Raw genomic sequence first — 15773 nt, forward strand, 5'->3', positions numbered from 1 at the left:
CCCCGCCCGGCGCCTACCGGGCCGGCGTCAGCACTCCCGCGGCATCCAGCGTGAGCTCGGCATTCAGCCCGAGCCGATCGAGAAAGCCGCGGTCGTGACTGACGACGATCATCGCGCCGCGGTAGGCGCTGAGCGCGTCGATGAGTTGCTCCGTGGTGTGCAGATCGAGGTTGTTGGTCGGCTCATCGAGCACGATCAGTTGCGGAGGCGGGTCGGCCAGCAGCACGTGCGCGAGCGCGACGCGGAATCGCTCCCCGCCGGAGAGCGTCCCCACGGGCCGATCGACCATGGCGCCGCGCACGAGGAGCCGCGCGAGCTGATTGCGAAGCTCTGCTCGGGGCATGTGCGGGGCGACCCGGGCGACATTCTCGATGACGGATGCAGCATCGTCGAGGTTGTCGAGCCGTTGCGAGAGCTCGCCGATGCGGTCGACGTGAGCGACGGCAACCGCCCGCCCGGGTGCCGCGGCCACGCCCGCAATGAGCCCTTGAAGCAGCGTGGTCTTGCCGACGCCGTTCGGTCCGGTGATCGCGATCCGCTCCGGCCCCTGGAGGACCATCGTGCGCCCATCGGTGCCGGTGAGTTCGGCGATCCGCTTGCCTGAGGGCACGGCGGGGTCGGAAAGGTCGATGCTGACCCGGTCGTCATCACGGATGCGTGACTCGGCGTCGTGGAGGGAACGCTGCGCCGCCTGTATCCGGTCATCGAGCAGTCCGCGCAGCTTTCCTTGCGTCTTCTCGGCGGAGTTGCGCCGGTCGTTGACGACAGCGCCGATGTACTTGCGATTGACGGCATCCTTCTTCCCCTGTCGCTCGCTGTGGGCGATGCGCTCGGCCGCAGCGATCCGCTGCCGCTTCTCGACGCGGACGGCGTGTTCCGCGGAACGGACCGCGCGTTCGGCTGCCTCCTGCTCCCGTGCCACCTGCTCGCAGAACGCGCTGTATGGGCCGCCGTAGAGCGTGAGCGACCCCGCCCGCAGTTCGGCAGTGTTCTGCATCCGCTCGAGCAACTCGAGATCGTGACTGACCACGATCACGGGGCCGTTCCACGCGCCGATGAGTTCGTGCACGCGCACCCGTCCGTCGGCATCGAGATTGTTCGTCGGCTCGTCGAGCAGCGCAATGTCGGCTCCGCGCATTCGAATGCCGACGAGCGCGGCGATCATCGCTTCACCGCCCGAGATTGTGCTCACCGGTCGATGCAGGTCATCGATGTCCACGCCCGCTGCGCTCAGGGCGGCGGCTGCCTGCTCCTCGATGTCCCAGTGCGTGTCGATCGTGTCGAACAGCGCGGGATCGATCTCTCCCTGCTCGACCGCCGCGATCGCGTCGACGATCGACCGGATGCCGAGAAGATCGATCACCGCGCGGCCCGGGCCGGCATCCGTCCGCTGCGGCAGATAGTCGACGACGCCGGCCGCCTGGACGGATCCGGATGTCGGAGTCAGTCTGCCGCCGATCAGACGCAGCAGCGTCGACTTGCCGACGCCGTTGAGACCGACCAGACCCGTCGAGCCGGGCGGGAACGAACCCGACACAGCGTCGAGAACGCGGTGGCCGTCGGGCCAGGTGAACGTGAGGTCGTGCAGAACGACGGAAGGAACGGGGGCAGGCATGCGGAACTCCAGAGCGTGTCGGTTCCTGACGACGTCAGGGGTGACGCTGACACGGGTCCGCGGAAAGAGAGCGTGGTCCGGTCAGCAGGGGATGCTGAAGCCCGAACCTTTCATGTCTCTTCCTTGCCGTTCACTCCCCCTCACGAGCAGCAGATGCCGCGGGAGTGCGCCATCAGTATGCCACTGCCGCGGCGGAACGCGCACATGTATGCGCCAGGCACGGTCTGGCGCTTAGCGCGTCCCGGCGGCTAGGCGAATCTGCACGATGTTCTCGGTTTCGTCGATCTCGGCCACCTGCGGGTGGGCCTTGATGAACTCCGTGAAGCTGCGAAAACCCAGGGCCCGCTCGCTGAAACCCGGGTCCAGCCGCGTGATCAGGCTCTTGACGACGTTTGCGTGCTGCCAGTCCGTGCCCTCGCGGTCGCCCTCGAGCCGTAGCGCGCGCTCAAGCAGCTCGGCGCCCGGATCGGCGGCCTTCTTGCGGCTGCGGCGCGTCTTCGCGGCCACGGCGCTCTCGGCATCCTTCCCCGGCTGGCGCTCGATGCCGGGAAGAGCGTCGTAGGTGTCGAAGCGGTCGCAGGCAGCGGCGAGGGACCGGGCGCTGGACCCCGCGACCCCGACGCCGACAACGAATCGACCGAGGCGCTTGCAGCGCTGTGCGAGGGGCACGTAATCCGAGTCGCCGGCGACGATGACGACGTGCGACAGGTCCGGCAACCGGAACATGTCCTCTACAGCGTCGACCGCGAGCCGGATGTCGGCGCCGTTCTTCGCATACGCCGCCGCGGGGAACAGCTGCACGAGATCGACCGCGCGCGCCACGAGCTGGCTGCGGTACTCGGCGTTGACCGGCGAGGACCAGTCGGCGTAGGCGCGGGTCAGCACGAGGGTGCCGAAGGATGCCGCGTAGTCGATGATCGCGCCGAGGTCGACGGTGGCCGCAGCCAGGCGCTCGGCGATCTCCGGCTCGGTGGGGTCGGCCGCGATGCGCTGCCGGTCACGGCCATAGGCGTTGCGCCCGTGCACCGTGTCGTACCAGGACATGACGATGTTGTCGAAGTCCAGGTACACCGCGACCCGCGGGTCGGTTCTCTCGGCCACGCTCACTCCTCGTCGTTCGACAGGGGCCTGCCGGTTCCGATTCGAGCCTAGTCCGCGCCTGCGACCCTCGCGCGGGTCGTGCCATCAGATGGCGCAGTCGTACACCGCGTTGCTCGGGGCATCCGTCGCCGCCGTGCAGTTCTCTGCGACCCACGCCTGGATCTGAGCGGATGTCGATGAAGATCCGCTATCGCGCGCCGCCGCCCCTCCGGGTTCACTCGCCGTGAGCACGTAGCGTAGGTCGCCGTCTGCCACGAGTTGTCGGAACTCCTCGAGAGTGGGGACAGCGTCGCTGCCATTGAAGCCGCCGATCGGAAGAACCGATCCGCCGTCGGTCGCGAGGATGATGCCGGCGGCGCTTTGCGCTCCGAACGTTGCGACCATGTAGTGCGCGTCACCCTGGTTCTCTTGCAGCCATGCAACCAGGTCGGCGGACGCGGTAGAGGCGGCTGTCCCGCCGAAGGCTTGCCCGAGGCCCGCCATCGGCCCGATCCCCGGATTCTGCGCTCCTCCCGGCTGGCCCGCCCGGGAGCCCGGATCCCCGCCCTGTCCCGGCGCCGCGCCCACCTGGGGAGAACCGGTGCCAGGAGCGCCGCCCTGTCCCGGCGCCGCGCCCAATCCACCGTCCGGGCCCCCGCCGCCCATCTCAGAGACGCCGCCGGCGACGGGATTGATGTCGCTCGGATTGGCAATCGTCACCGCCGCCCAGACCGCGGGTGTGAGCACCAACGCGAGCGTGGCAACCAGCGCGGTTATCCACCGCGGGACGAACCGTCGAGTCTGGTTGCGCCGCCCGCTCGCTGCGAACACCAGCACGATTGCGACAGCGCCGATGGCTGCCTGAACCACCGAGACCACGGTGGAGTAGCCCGGGTACCACAGCGAAATCAGCACCGCGGTCACTCCTGTGACGGCGATGAGCGACACCTGCGGCCACAGGATGCCCCGTTGCCGTGCCACCCCGAACGCGAGCCCGATGAGCAGGGCAACGGGCAGAGCGAGCGCGGCCGTATAGAACTGGTGCATCCCGTCGACCGCAGAGAACATCGCTGCGAACACGACGAGCCATGTGCCGAGGAAGACCGTGACCGGGCGCGAGAAGCGCAGCATCCAGAGCACACCCGTGGCGAGCAGCGCCGCCGGCAGCAGCCACGCGATCTGGCCCGCGAGCTGCTCGGTGAACAACCGGACCACGCTCGGATCGCCGGAGAAGGGCGGGCTGAACGACAGGTACTCTGACGAGTCGGCCGTGGCGGAGAAGCGGCCAAGGCCGTTGTAGCCGAACACCATCTCCCAAGGGTTGTTGCTCAGCGTGCTGCCGATGTAGGGCCGCGAGTCGGCGGGGATGAGGGAGACGATGACGATCCAGGTCAGCGACGTCGCAATGCTCACGGCCCCGGCGACAGCGACATGCCAGACTCGTCGGGCGACCGGCTGGGCGGTGACCAGGTACGCGAGCGCAAGAGCCGGCCACACCGCCCACGCGACGAGCATGTACGTCTGGAAGGCGAGTGCGACGAACAGGCCTGCCGCGATGAGCCACCCGAGGCTCCGCTGGGTGAGGGCACGCGCCGCGGCCCACGCGACCAGCGCCAGACTGAGCACGAAGAAGGTCTCGGGCTGGTTGGAGCGCGATACGGCGATGAGGATCGGCGTCGTGGCCACCACCGCACCCGCGATCAGCCCGGCCATCGGCGAAACGAGTCGCCGCCCGGTCACTGCCACCACCACGACGGTGGCCACCGCGGCGAGCGCGTTGGGCACGACGACGGTCCACGTCGCGTAGCCGAACACGGCGACGAACAGGGCGGGGATCCAGAACGACCCGGGGATCTTGTCGAGTGTGACCGTCCCGGCCGGGTCGAACGCGCCGAAGAAGAAGTTCGCCGGATTCTGGCTCATCGAGACGGCGATCGCCGCGTAGTACTGCGACTCGGACGCCGAGTCGATCGCCCACACGGTCAACAGCGCGGTCGCGACGGCCAGGGCGGCGAGGCCGAGCCGGAAGCCCCACTGTCGCCGCGCCGATGCGATGCGCGAGCGGGGGGTCGATGAGACGGATGCCGGGGGCAGCGGGGGAGCATCGGTGACCATGCATCCGACGGTAGGGAGCACCGTGTGGTGCGACCTTTCGGCATCCTATGAACGTCCTATGGTCGTGGGCGTCGGAGCGGAGTCGCTTCGGATCGGCCCCGCGCCTGCGGGCCGGCTCGATAATGGGACTCATGAGCGCGACGTTGCCGAGGGATCTCCGTCGCGAACTCGAGGCCCTCCGGGAGCGGGCGTACGGTCCGCGCGCTGACATCGCAACGGATCCGGATGCCGCAGCGCGGCTCACCGAGCTCGAGGAGCTCTCGCGCCGCGGCGACGAGCAGGGACCCGGTGAGTCGCCGATCACGGATGCCGATGTGCGCGCCGATCCTGACGGTCCGCTGCCGGGGCCGGAGGGCACTGAGCCGGCCTCGGTCACGCCCGTGCTGCCGGTTCCGAGGGTGATCTGGTGGCGGCATCCGGGAGCAGTGCTTACGGTGGGTGCCGCGCTCGCTGTCGGCCTTGTCGCGGGGCTCACGCTCCCGGTCCTCTGGACCTCGAGACCCGATATCGTCGCAGCGCTCGACCGGGACGCCCTGGTCGATCCGACAGAGGCGTGGATCCGGCAGGCCGAGCGGGCACTCGATGTCGATCCCGGGACCCTCCAGCAGTACGAGCAGGTGGAGGGTGTCACGATGTGGACCGGCGCCAGTGCCGACGGCGCGCGGTGCCTCATCGTCGTCTGGGGCGAGCTGTGGGGAAACGGGAGCTGCGCGCCCGACCCCCTCGACCCGGTCGTCGACTTCCGCGTGAACCCTGACATCCCCATGCCACTGGCGTCGTCGCTCGAGGACGGCGGGGTGGTGCGCTTCGTCGCTCGAGGCGACGTTGTGGAGATCTGGGTGCGCGAGCCTGCCGGCCGCGGACCCGAGCTCAACGACAGCTGACCGAAGGGGCCGTGTCAGATGTCGATGGTGGCCCCGGCGTCCAATTCGAGGAACTCGCCGCCGCCCTGTTCGGTGGCCCACCGCAGACGCTGACGCCCCATGGTGCGGCCGATGATCGAGAGTGTCATGTCGTGTGTGCCGAAGCACAGGCGCGGTGCGACAGCCAGGACGAAGTCCATCGCTTCGCCGATCTTCAGCCACGGCGCGCCGACCGGTGCCGCGAGAAGCTTCACGTCTCGCCCCTCGGGGACATCGTACGAATCCCCGGGGTAATAGAACCGGTCGTTCACGAGCACGCCGACGTTGTCGATCACCGGGATCGAGTCGTGGATGACGGCGTGGCGGCCTCCGAAGAATTCGAGCTCGAACGGGCCGACACTCACCCTGTCGCCAGGTGAGACGACGGTGACGTCGAATCCGGCAGCGGCGTCGGCGAGTCCCTGGGGGCCGAGGATCTGCGCCTTGGGCGCGTGCATCAGGATTCGGCGCAGGTGTTCCGGCGTCCAATGGTCGGGATGCTCATGCGTGAGCACGACGGCGACGACATCGCCGTCATCCGGCAGCGGATCGGTGAAGGAACCCGGGTCGATGACCAGTGTCTTCCCCGAATCCCTGATCGTGAGGGCAGCGTGCTCGTGCTTGGTGACTCGCATGGTTCGAGTCAACCCTCGCGGCAGGAGGTCGGCAAGCCGCCACGCTCGGTTCGCACTACAGCAGGTTGGGGATCTTCTGTTCCGCGGCGGTGTTCGCCCGTCGGAACCAGATCGTGACGAAGGTCGCCACGATCACGATGAACAGTGAGTAGAGCGCCGGAACGATGAGGATCAGCCCGATGTCCGGGCTGTCGGCAAAGGTGAGCAGCACGATCGCGATCGCGAGCGGGCCGTTCTGGATGCCGGTTTCGAGGCCGATCGTTCGCGCATTCGCCGGATGCAGGCGGATGGCGCGCGCGATGGCATAGGCGACCGCGATGCCGAACAGCCCCAGTCCGATCGCGACGGTGTAGGTCTGCCACGGCGTCGAGGTGAGCAGCGCCCAGTTGCGGGGCACCCACGTCGCCATCAGGAACACGATGAAGAAGAGGCCGAAAAAGCCCCCCAGCAGTTCCATCACTGAGCCGATGTTGGCGCTGAACCGCCGCAGGATCATGCCCGCGACCACCGGGATCAGCAGCGTCGCCAACGTGATCACGATGTTCGCGATAGGGATCTGCAGCTGCGAGCCCGAGGGAAAGATCAGCGCGCCGTAGAGCGCGAGCACGAGCGGTGTCATGAGGATCGCCCACAGCGTCGAGTTGGTCGTCATGATCACGCTCAGCGCCAGGTTTCCCTTGGAGAAGTAGGTGAAGATGTTCGAGGTCGTACCCGCCGGCACACACCCCATGAGCAGTGCGCCGATCGCCACGGGCAGCGCGTACTCGGGTGGAAGCTGGAACAGGAACGCGACGATCAGCAGATACGCCAACAGCGGCATGATCCCGAACTGCGTGACGAAGCCGATGACCAGCCCATAGGGGCGGCGAAGCGCGAGCTTGAAGTCTCGCGGTGTCAGGCCGGCCCCGAGACCGAACATGATCACGAAGACGAGCCCGACCAGCAGAGCCTGCTCGAACGGAGTGACAACATCCTGCTCGTTCACGACAGCCTGGGCTGAGGCGATGAGCGGGACGATCATGACAGCTCCCTTCCTCGCGCGGGGAAACTGGCGGTGTCTGACGTGACCGCCTGCGCCCGCAGTTCACGGCGAAGGATTTTCCCGATCGGGCTCTTGGGCAGGTCGGTGACGAACCGCACCGACCTCGGTACTTTGTACGCCGCGAGCGTCTCGCGGCAGTGCGCGATCACCGCATCCTCCGCGGGGGGAGTGTTCGCCGCGACGATATACGCGCGGACCGCTTCACCGGTCTTCTCGTCGGGAATGCCGACAACGCCGACCTCGAGCACCCCGGGGAGTTCCGCGATCCGTTCCTCGATCTCGTTCGGGTACACGTTGAACCCGCTCACGAGGATCATGTCCTTCTTTCGATCCACGATCGTGAAGAATCCGTCGGCGTCCATCTCGGCGATGTCACCTGTGCGGAAGAAGCCGTCGACCATGCTCGCGGCGGTCTCTTCCGGCCGCTGCCAGTAGCCGAGCATCACTTGCGGACCCTTCGCGGCGATCTCTCCCGGCGTGCCCGGTTCCACCTCGACGCCGTCATCATCGATGCACCGCAGCTCTGTCGAGGGCACCGGGATGCCGATCGTGCCGGGTTTGGCGCTCGAGCTGAACGGATTGAAACTCAAGACCGGCGAGGTTTCCGTCAGGCCGTACCCCTCGACGATCGGCGTGCCCGTCACGGTGTTCCACTGCGCGGCGACCGACTCGAAGAGCGCCATCCCGCCGGCAGCGGAGGCTCGCAGATGTCGCGGCGGGCTGTCGAGGAACCATCTTTCGTTCAGGAGTGCGTTGAAGAGCGTGTTCACTCCTGTGACCCACGTGATCTTGTAGTTCTCGAATGCGCGCTTGAGGTTGCTCGGCGGGCGCGGCGACGGGATCAGGATGTTGCGCGCGCCGATCCGATAGAACCCGAGCAGATTCACCGTGAATGCGAAGATGTGGTACAGCGGCAGTGCCGTGAGGACGACCTCCACCCCCGTGCGCATGTAGCTCCCGCACATCTGGATCATCTGCAAGGTGTTGGCCGTGAGGTTGCCGTGGGAGAGCATGGCGCCTTTCGACACGCCGGTCGTCCCACCGGTGTATTGCAGAGCCGCGAGGCTTCCCGGCCCGATTCCGGTCAGGTAGGACGCGAGGGCCTCCGCCGACGTCGCTTCCCGCCCGGCACGAAGCGCCTCCGAGAACGGCGTGTGAGCGACCGTGATGGGCGGGAGCGAACGATTCCAGACCTTCTGCACCATGCGGATCACTCCGGCGATCACCGGCGGGAAGAATTCCGCGATGCGCACCGTCACGACCGTCTCGATGCTCGTCCGCGGGAGCACATCGGGAAGCCGGTCGGCGAACATGTCGATGACGACGAGCGCTTTGGCTCCCGCATCCGAGAACTGGTGAACCATCTCGGTGGGCGTGTAGAGCGGGTTCGTGTTGACGAGCACGCACCCCGCCTTGAAGACGCCGAATGCGACGACCGGATACGTCAGACAGTTCGGCATCTGCACAGCGACCCGATCCCCGGGACCGAGGCCGATGACCTCGCGCAGATACGCCGCGAAGTGATCCGAGAGCTCATCGACCTGGGTGTAGGTCAGTGACCCGTTCATGCCGTTGGGCATGCACTGGGTGAAGGCAATCTGTGGGCCGTACTCGGTCGCGGCCTCCCGGATCATCGCCGGCAGGTTGTCATAGGAGATCGCGGGCAGCTCGGGTGCCACGTCATCGGCATACCGCTGCATCCACGGGCGCTCGGTCATCGTTGATCCTTCGCCGAAGGGAACCGTCGGCAGGTCGTTGGCGACGGTGTGTGGCCCTCATCGTAGGTGCGCGACGCCGAGCCGGGGCGATCCTGTCTCGTTTTGTCCCGGGCGCGATCGGTGTGGCATAATCGAACGGTTGTCTTGCGGCCCCATCGTATAGCGGCCTAGTACGCCGCCCTCTCACGGCGGTAACGCGGGTTCGAATCCCGCTGGGGTCACCAACAAGAAGACCCCCGGTCAGCCGGGGGTTTTCTTGTTCCTGCCGAAAGGCTCGAACGGGCGCTATGCCGCTTTTGGCAACAGATTGGCAACATCTGATTGCATGGCCGCGAGGTTCAGCGCCGTGGCAACACCGTCCAGGTCGTCATCGAACAGGTCGGCGTACACGTCGAGGGTCACCGCGGCCGAGGCGTGCCCGAGCATCCGCTGGACGGCCTTCACGTTCGCGCCGGCGCTGACGGCGAGCGAGGCAGCGGTGTGCCGCAGCTCGTGCGGGGTGAGGCCCTTGATCCCGACCGCCTCGGCCGCGGTGTCGAACCAGCCGACCCGGTAGACGTGGTTGCGAAGCCAGGTGCCGGTGCGGATGCCGTAGAACACCGGGGCGTAGGCCGGGCGCCCGGCGATCTGCGCGCGGAGCAGCCCGACGAGGAACGCCGGGATCGGGATACTGCGGTGCTCGTAGTCCTTCGGCGGCTCGATGCGCTGGTAGCCCTTGTCGGCCACGACGGTCTGCTCGACGGTGAGGCGCGGGTGCTTCGCGTCGAGGTCGAGGTCACGGATGCGGAGCCCGGACAGCTCGCCCCAGCGCAGGCCGCAGTAGGCGAGCACGAGGACGACGAGGCCGTAGCCGTACTCGCGCCCATCCTTCATCTCGTCAATGGCCTGGGCGAGCGCGGCGACCTGATTGTGGGACAGATACCGCTTGCGGGACTTGGTGGGCTTGGGGAGTTTGAGCCGGGCGGCGGGGTTGGACGGCAGGCGCTCGTCCTCGACCGCGAATCGGAGCGAACCGGAGAGGACGTTGACGATCTTGCGGACGGTCGCCGGGGCACCGGGGAGGGCCGAGGCCCACTCCTGCACCCGCAGGCGGGTGAGGTCGCCGATCGGGATCTTCCCCAACTCGGGGACGATGTGCTTGGCGATGATGTTCTCGACCCGGCTGCGGGTCGTCGCCCGGAGGTCGCCGCGGGCGGCGATCCAGGTCTGGAGCCATTCGGCCACGGTCACCCGCGCACGCGACGGGTCGAGGTAGCGGCCCTGGGCGATGTCGACCTCCGTGGTCGCCAGGAACAGCTCGGCGGCCTTCTTGGTGGTGAAGCCGCGCTTCTGCGTCTGCTTCTTGTCCGGGCGTCGGTAGAGCGCCCGGTAGCGACGGCCCTTGGCCGTGTCGTAGGACTCGATGCTTCCCATGACTGGCTCCTACTGCTCCAGCCCCGCGAGGCGCTGCACGTCGATGCGGCGGTAGACGCGCTTGTGCCGGGTGAGCCGAATCGGCTCCACCGGGGCCTGGCCCTCCAGGGCGAGGGTGCGCAGGGTCGTGCGGTGGATGCCGAGCAGCGCCGCTGTCTCCTCCTCGGAGTAGAACAGGCGCTCGGGCTCCCGAGCGTCGAGGGGCGATGCGCTCTGACCCATCACGGCCTCCTTCGCATCTACGATCACAGCCGCGATTGCTGCTGTCGTCTTAGATTAGACCACAACACGCCAATCACAGCAAGAGTTTTAGTTGCTCGTGTCGCTCGGTACACTCGGGATGTGACCGCAGCCCCGCGCAGACCCGGCGATCAGTCCTATGACGGCCTGATCGTCTCGGCCGACCTGCCGGACGGCTGGCATCTGCCGAGCCGGTTCCCCGGCGAGCGCGACGACGACGCCAGCGCGCAGATCGACGCGATCCTGGGCTACAACGATCAGGTGACGACCGAGGCCGACCGGCAGGCGCAGCTCGACTCGGAGCAGAACGAGACGATCGACGGCCGCTGGCGCTACATCGAGCACACAGCCACGGCGACCCGCGTGTTCATCCGGCTCCAGCGCCAGCAGTTCGCCGTGCCCGAGGAGGTGCGCATCACCGGCGTCGTCTACCTCCCGTGGCGGCCGGGCGATCCCGTGTCCAGCCAAGACCTCCGCACCCTGCCGACCGCGCGCATCGAGGCGGCGATCAACGAGCGCCTGTTCGCCATGAAGCGCACGGTGACCATCACCGGCGGGAAGATCGTGCTGCCCTCCGGCCGGAAGATCAGCGAGCGGGATCTGCTCAAGCCGCTCGGGAACCCGAAGCGCACGCCCGACTTCTACGAGCTGGTCGCCCTCCAGTACGGCAAGCTCTCGGCGCAGGGGGACGCGGCGCCTGCTGTCACGATGGCGAAGATCAACGGCGTCGCCCACGCCACCGCGCAGGGCTGGCTCGTGCGCACCCGCTCGCGCGGACTGCTCCCGCCGGGCCGCCGCGGGTAGTCGTCGGGGGAGCGGCGCGCACTTGCCCCCGAGCGCGTCGCTACAGGCTCGGCCCGAAGTCGGGTCCGCTGCTCGGGCTCGGACGGTGCTGGTCGCGGGTGAAGTCGTGCAGCTCTGCGGCACGCCGCGCCAGGGCCTCGGCTGCGACGCGCTCGGCCTCGGCTCGGGCCTCGACCTGGGCTGCGGCCTCGGCGACCGGCAGGGCTTCCAGCTCCGCGAGCTGGCGTCGCAGCGCCTCGGCCTGCTGCTGGGCGCTCTCGGCCTGGCGGCGCGGGCTGCCGGTGCTGTACGGCTTGCTGAACAGCCGCGTGTGCAGCATGGCCCGCTGCCGCTCCTGCCGGTCCCCGGCACGGCGCTGCTCCTGCCGGGCCTGCGCGTGCGTGCGCATGGCGTCGGCCAGCCGCGGGTCGGCCTCGGCCTGTTGCTCGGCCGCCGCCTGCGCCCACGCCGGCGCCTGCTCCGGCGTACGCGGGATCGAGCCCCACCGCTGCCGGGTCAGGTGCTCGGCCTCGTGGCGCTGGCGCTCGGCCTCGGTCAGCGCCCGGTCGGCGCTCCGACGCCTCAGCGCCCCGGCACGGCTCCTGGCGGCGATCGCCGTCTCGTGGCGCTCCCTGACCGCGAGGACCGCGGCGGCGTCCGTGCCGGCCTGCTCGACCAGCGGCGGGACGGCCTCGGCCCGTGCCGCCTCGACCTGCTGGGCGGCGGCCTCGACCTCGGCCAGCAGCGCCTCGGCCTCGACGCGGTGCGCGGCCGACTGGCGCTCCATCGCCTCGGCCGCCTCCGCCCACCGTGCCGCCTGGCGCTCGGCCTGCTCGATGCTCTGCCGCAGTCGGGTGCGCTCGGCGTTCACGACGCGCACCGGCCCGTCCGCGACGATGCCCGCGACGGCGGCCTGCGCCCGCTCGGTGGCCTCGCGCAGTCCGCGGTCGGCGCGGTCCCGCTCGAGCGCGGCCTGGAACTGCTCGCGCGCGTCCCCGAGGTCCGCGGCGACGACGTGCAGCCTGTTCTCCTCCTGCCCGCGGGTGAGGCCGACGTAGACGCCGGCCGCGTCGAGCGCGTCCGACAGGACGGTGTGCGACGCGGGGGCAGTCATGCCCTGGACGCCGTAGGCGGTCGCGGCGTAGGCCAGGTGCGCGTGCTCGGCGACGTACTCGGCGGGCAGATGCACGGTGCGCTGCTGCTTCCGCTGGCTCGCGGCGTCCCGCACCCACAGGCTGCCGTCGCCGCTGACGTGCTGGACGATCCAGGTCTGCCGGTTCGCCACGCCCATCTCCGAGTCGTTGCGGCGGGTCTGGATGAGGTCGCCGGCGCCGATGCTCAGGCCGTCCGCGCCGTCGATGGTGCGGGCGTCGTCGACCGCGCCCGCGCGCACCCGGTCCTCTCGGATCAGAGTGTTCAGTTCGCGCGCCTCGTCGTTGGTCGCCGCGGTGATCGCGGCTCCGTCGATCCGCTCGGCGGCGACCGCGGCGCGCAGCGCCTCGGTGTCCTCGTGGAGCCGCACGAGTCCGAGCGCGTGGAGCCGGTCGAACAACTCGGCCGGGTCGCGGCCGGTCCGCAGGGCGAGGGTGAGCTGCGCGTAGTCGGGGTCCGCGAAGCGGTGCAGGCTCGTCAGCGAGTAGACGCGGGGGACGAGCGCGGCCGCGATGTCGAGCACCCCGCCGCGCCCCACGGCGGGGAGCTGCGCCCGGTCCCCGACGAGTGCGAGCGTCGCGCCGGCCTCGTCCGCGACGGTCAGCAGGGCGAGGGCGGTGTCCTGGTCGAGCATCCCCGCCTCGTCCACCACAACCCGCTCGGCGGCGGCCAGTCGGTTCTCCTTCGCCGGGCCGCGGTAGGTCGCGCCCGTCACCGGGTCCGTGTCGCCCACGGCCAGCCGGGTCCAGACACCATCGGCGTTCCACCGGAACCCGTGGTCGTAGACGAGTGCCGCTACCGAGTCGGTCGGCACGCCCAGCTCGGCGGCGGCGACGTCGGCGGCCTTCTTCGTCGGGGTCACCACCCGCACCGAACGACCCTCCTGTCCGGCGGCGCGGATCGCAGCACCGAGCATGGTCGTCTTGCCCGCGCCCGCCGCGCCCTCGACCACGACGAGCGGCCGGGTGGAGGCGAGCGCGGCGGCGGCGCGCGCCTGGTCCGCATCCAGCCCCGGCTCCTGCACGCGCGGGGTTGCGCCGTGCACCGGCCGGGTGGCGCGTGCAGCCAGTCGGTCGCGCAGCTCCGTCTCGACGGCCACTACGTGCAGCGTCGTGAGGTGCGCAACATGCTCCAGCCGTGGCGCATCCGGCGGCAGGATCGAGAGGCAGTCGTCCGCCGCGAGCCGGGTCGTGATGGTGATGAACTCGCGCAGCTCCTCGCGGGTGGCGCGCACACCGGCCTCGGTGACGATGTGCGCCACCTGCTCCTGCACGTCATGCACGGTCCATGCGGATGCAGCAGCCGCGCAGCGGTCGAGCGCACGGGAGGCGACCTGTTGCACGGCCAGCTCGTCCAGCGTGCGCAGGGGTTGCACGGTGGCGCGCGGCAGGTCCGGGGTGTAGCCAGCCTCCTGCAACTCGCGCAACCAGCCGGCCTCGGAGCCGAGCACGCTGGGCTTCTTGCTCGGCCGCTCATGATCCCACGCCTTCGCGTGCAACCTGGCGCGCACCACCGGCCCCGTCTCCTGGCCGGGATGCGCGGCCTCCCACTCGGCCTCGAACTTGGCGAGGTTGCGCGCCACCTGCTGCCCGCGCTTGGACATGACCGCTTTCCACGGCACCAGCTCCGCGACCTCCCCGGTCACCGGGTCAAGGGTGAGACCGTGCGCGTCGAGCACCGCGGCGAGCTGCGGGTGCGCGGCGATGACCGCCGTGCCGAGGGCGCGGATCGCGCCCTGCTGCCGGAACAGCGCCGCGGTGTAGAGCCCGCGCCAGCGACCGGCCGCCCACACGCGCGTCCCGATCTGGAAGTGGATATGCCGGTGCGGGTCGCCCGCACGGGAGGTCTTGTGCGACACGGCCACGGTTTCGAGCTGCTCGATCGGCACGACCTCCTGCTTCCCGCGCGCGCCGACGCGGGTGACCGAGTGCTGGCCGAGCCAGGACCGGATCTCCGCAACCGCGTCCCGCTGGGCGGCGTCCAGGGCCTCGGACACCTCCGGGTGCAGGCCGGCGGCGACCGACAGGGACTTCGGGACGTTCACGACCATCTCCATGAACCGGGGCGACCCCCGGCCACCCTCGCCCCGCAGCCGGGGTCGGCCCATCGACTCCCCGGTGAGCGGGTTGATCCAGCCAACCCACTGGCGGTACTCCTCGGCGGTCAGCCCGAGCTCGCCGATCACTCGGCCCTCGGCGTCGACCGCCGTGAACTCGGCCAGGGCGGTCCCCGCCTCCAGGTAATACTCGTCCGCCCGCGCGCGGTCGGACTCCAGATAGCGCAGGGCATCCGAGCCTGTGCCCCGGAACGGGATCACGCCACCTTTCATGCCTTCGCCTCCTACCTAAGATAACAGCTACCATATCAGGTAGGATACGTCCATTCTTGTGAAGAAGTCAGAAATGAGCGAGTCCGGGGTCCGGTTGGCGGATCAGCGAACGTCAGAGGGTCAAGAGTTGGGGAGAGTGGACAGTGGTGAGGATCTCAGAGAGATGTGCCTGCATGCGGTGATAACTGCTGGGCCGCGACCTAGGTGTAGCGACCCGGGACGTTGTGTGCGTCGCGGGTAGGTGAAGACCTCCGGGACGATGTGGGTATCTGACAACTCGCATCGGTGACCGGAGGTCTTCGTGGTTCACGCTAATGCTCATTTGACGCCGAGGGGGCGGCTTCGGCTTGCTCGTGCGGTCGTTGTCGGCGGCTGGTCGCTCGCCCGGGCTGGGGAACGGTTCCAGTGTTCGCAGGCGACGGCGAAGAAGTGGGCCGATCGATACCGGGCGGGTCAGCCGATGACTGATCGCAGTTCCCGTCCGTATCGATCGCCGACCCAGCTTGACCGTCGCACGGAGCGGCGGATCGTCGCGATCCGCTTCAACCGGCGGTGGGGTGCTCGGCGGATCGCCTGGCATCTGGGGTTGAACCCGGCGACCGTGGGTCGGGTGCTTGCCCGCTATCGGATGCCGCGGCTGTCGCATCTGGACCGCAACACCGGGCTGCCCGTTCGGAAGCCGAAACCGATCCGGTACGAGGCGGCCGCGCCGGGCGATATCGTGCATGTCGATATCAAGAAACTGGGTC

12 protein-coding genes and 1 tRNA gene are annotated in these 15773 nt (G+C 69.1%); 4 read left to right on the forward strand and 9 right to left on the reverse strand.

From position 1 onward, the window contains the following. Window positions 1–13: 13 nt before the first annotated feature. From ACSGC5_RS09000 to ACSGC5_RS09010, 3 genes are all read right to left on the reverse strand, one after another. Window positions 14–1615, reverse strand: coding sequence for an ABC-F family ATP-binding cassette domain-containing protein (locus tag ACSGC5_RS09000; protein WP_434970298.1), 1602 nt, complete (start codon window positions 1613–1615; stop codon window positions 14–16). Window positions 1616–1846: 231 nt separating this feature from the next. Beyond that, a complete protein-coding gene (locus ACSGC5_RS09005) occupies window positions 1847–2716 on the reverse strand; it encodes an NYN domain-containing protein (protein ID WP_331791500.1) in 870 nt (289 codons plus the stop codon). 84 nt (window positions 2717–2800) lie between these two features. Next, window positions 2801–4810, reverse strand: coding sequence for an ArnT family glycosyltransferase (locus ACSGC5_RS09010; protein WP_434970299.1), 2010 nt, complete (start codon window positions 4808–4810; stop codon window positions 2801–2803). 131 nt (window positions 4811–4941) lie between these two features. Here ACSGC5_RS09010 and ACSGC5_RS09015 point away from each other — a divergent pair, with 131 nt between their 5' ends. Continuing rightward, window positions 4942–5694: a hypothetical protein gene (locus ACSGC5_RS09015; protein ID WP_434970300.1), complete on the forward strand. Its 753-nt coding sequence runs from the start codon at window positions 4942–4944 to the stop codon at window positions 5692–5694. Between the two features lie 14 nt (window positions 5695–5708). On the opposite strand, the gene ACSGC5_RS09020 is transcribed toward ACSGC5_RS09015, so the two are convergent. From ACSGC5_RS09020 to ACSGC5_RS09030, 3 genes are read right to left on the reverse strand one after another with little or no spacing between them, the layout of a single operon-like run. Next, complete coding sequence (locus tag ACSGC5_RS09020) at window positions 5709–6347, reverse strand: MBL fold metallo-hydrolase (RefSeq protein WP_434970301.1); 639 nt, start codon at window positions 6345–6347, stop codon at window positions 5709–5711. 55 nt (window positions 6348–6402) lie between these two features. Next, a complete protein-coding gene (locus ACSGC5_RS09025) occupies window positions 6403–7368 on the reverse strand; it encodes a bile acid:sodium symporter family protein (RefSeq protein ID WP_434970302.1) in 966 nt (321 codons plus the stop codon). Next, window positions 7365–9107 (reverse strand): AMP-binding protein, encoded by a 1743-nt coding sequence (locus tag ACSGC5_RS09030; protein ID WP_434970303.1) that lies wholly within the window; start codon window positions 9105–9107, stop codon window positions 7365–7367. Before ACSGC5_RS09030 ends, ACSGC5_RS09025 begins: the two co-directional genes overlap by 4 nt. Window positions 9108–9255: 148 nt before the next feature. Here ACSGC5_RS09030 and ACSGC5_RS09035 point away from each other — a divergent pair. Continuing rightward, window positions 9256–9331 (forward strand) — tRNA-Glu (locus ACSGC5_RS09035). A 61-nt stretch (window positions 9332–9392) separates the two neighbouring features. On the opposite strand, the gene ACSGC5_RS09040 is transcribed toward ACSGC5_RS09035, so the two are convergent. Both ACSGC5_RS09040 and ACSGC5_RS09045 read right to left on the reverse strand, forming a co-directional pair. After that, the gene (locus tag ACSGC5_RS09040; RefSeq protein WP_195691679.1) at window positions 9393–10520 is read right to left on the reverse strand and encodes a site-specific integrase; all 1128 of its coding nucleotides are present in this window, start codon (window positions 10518–10520) and stop codon (window positions 9393–9395) included. A 9-nt stretch (window positions 10521–10529) separates the two neighbouring features. Beyond that, window positions 10530–10742, reverse strand: a complete 213-nt coding sequence (locus tag ACSGC5_RS09045; protein ID WP_195691678.1) for a helix-turn-helix transcriptional regulator — start codon at window positions 10740–10742, stop codon at window positions 10530–10532. Window positions 10743–10862: 120 nt separating this feature from the next. Here ACSGC5_RS09045 and ACSGC5_RS09050 point away from each other — a divergent pair, with 120 nt between their 5' ends. After that, a complete protein-coding gene (locus ACSGC5_RS09050; RefSeq protein ID WP_195691677.1) occupies window positions 10863–11564 on the forward strand; it encodes a hypothetical protein in 702 nt (233 codons plus the stop codon). A gap of 40 nt (window positions 11565–11604) precedes the next feature. Here ACSGC5_RS09050 and mobF read toward each other — a convergent pair whose 3' ends face one another. After that, window positions 11605–15024 carry a MobF family relaxase gene (mobF, locus tag ACSGC5_RS09055; protein WP_228178104.1) on the reverse strand — a complete coding sequence of 1140 codons (3420 nt, stop codon included), beginning with the start codon at window positions 15022–15024 and terminating at the stop codon, window positions 11605–11607. Between the two features lie 301 nt (window positions 15025–15325). Between mobF and ACSGC5_RS09060 the strand changes: the two genes are divergently transcribed. Next, a partial coding sequence (locus tag ACSGC5_RS09060) for a helix-turn-helix domain-containing protein (protein WP_434970304.1) occupies window positions 15326–15773 on the forward strand: 448 nt, incomplete at its 3' end.

The organism is Microbacterium sp. bgisy207 (genome assembly GCF_965345035.1).
Lineage (GTDB): Bacteria > Actinomycetota > Actinomycetes > Actinomycetales > Microbacteriaceae > Microbacterium.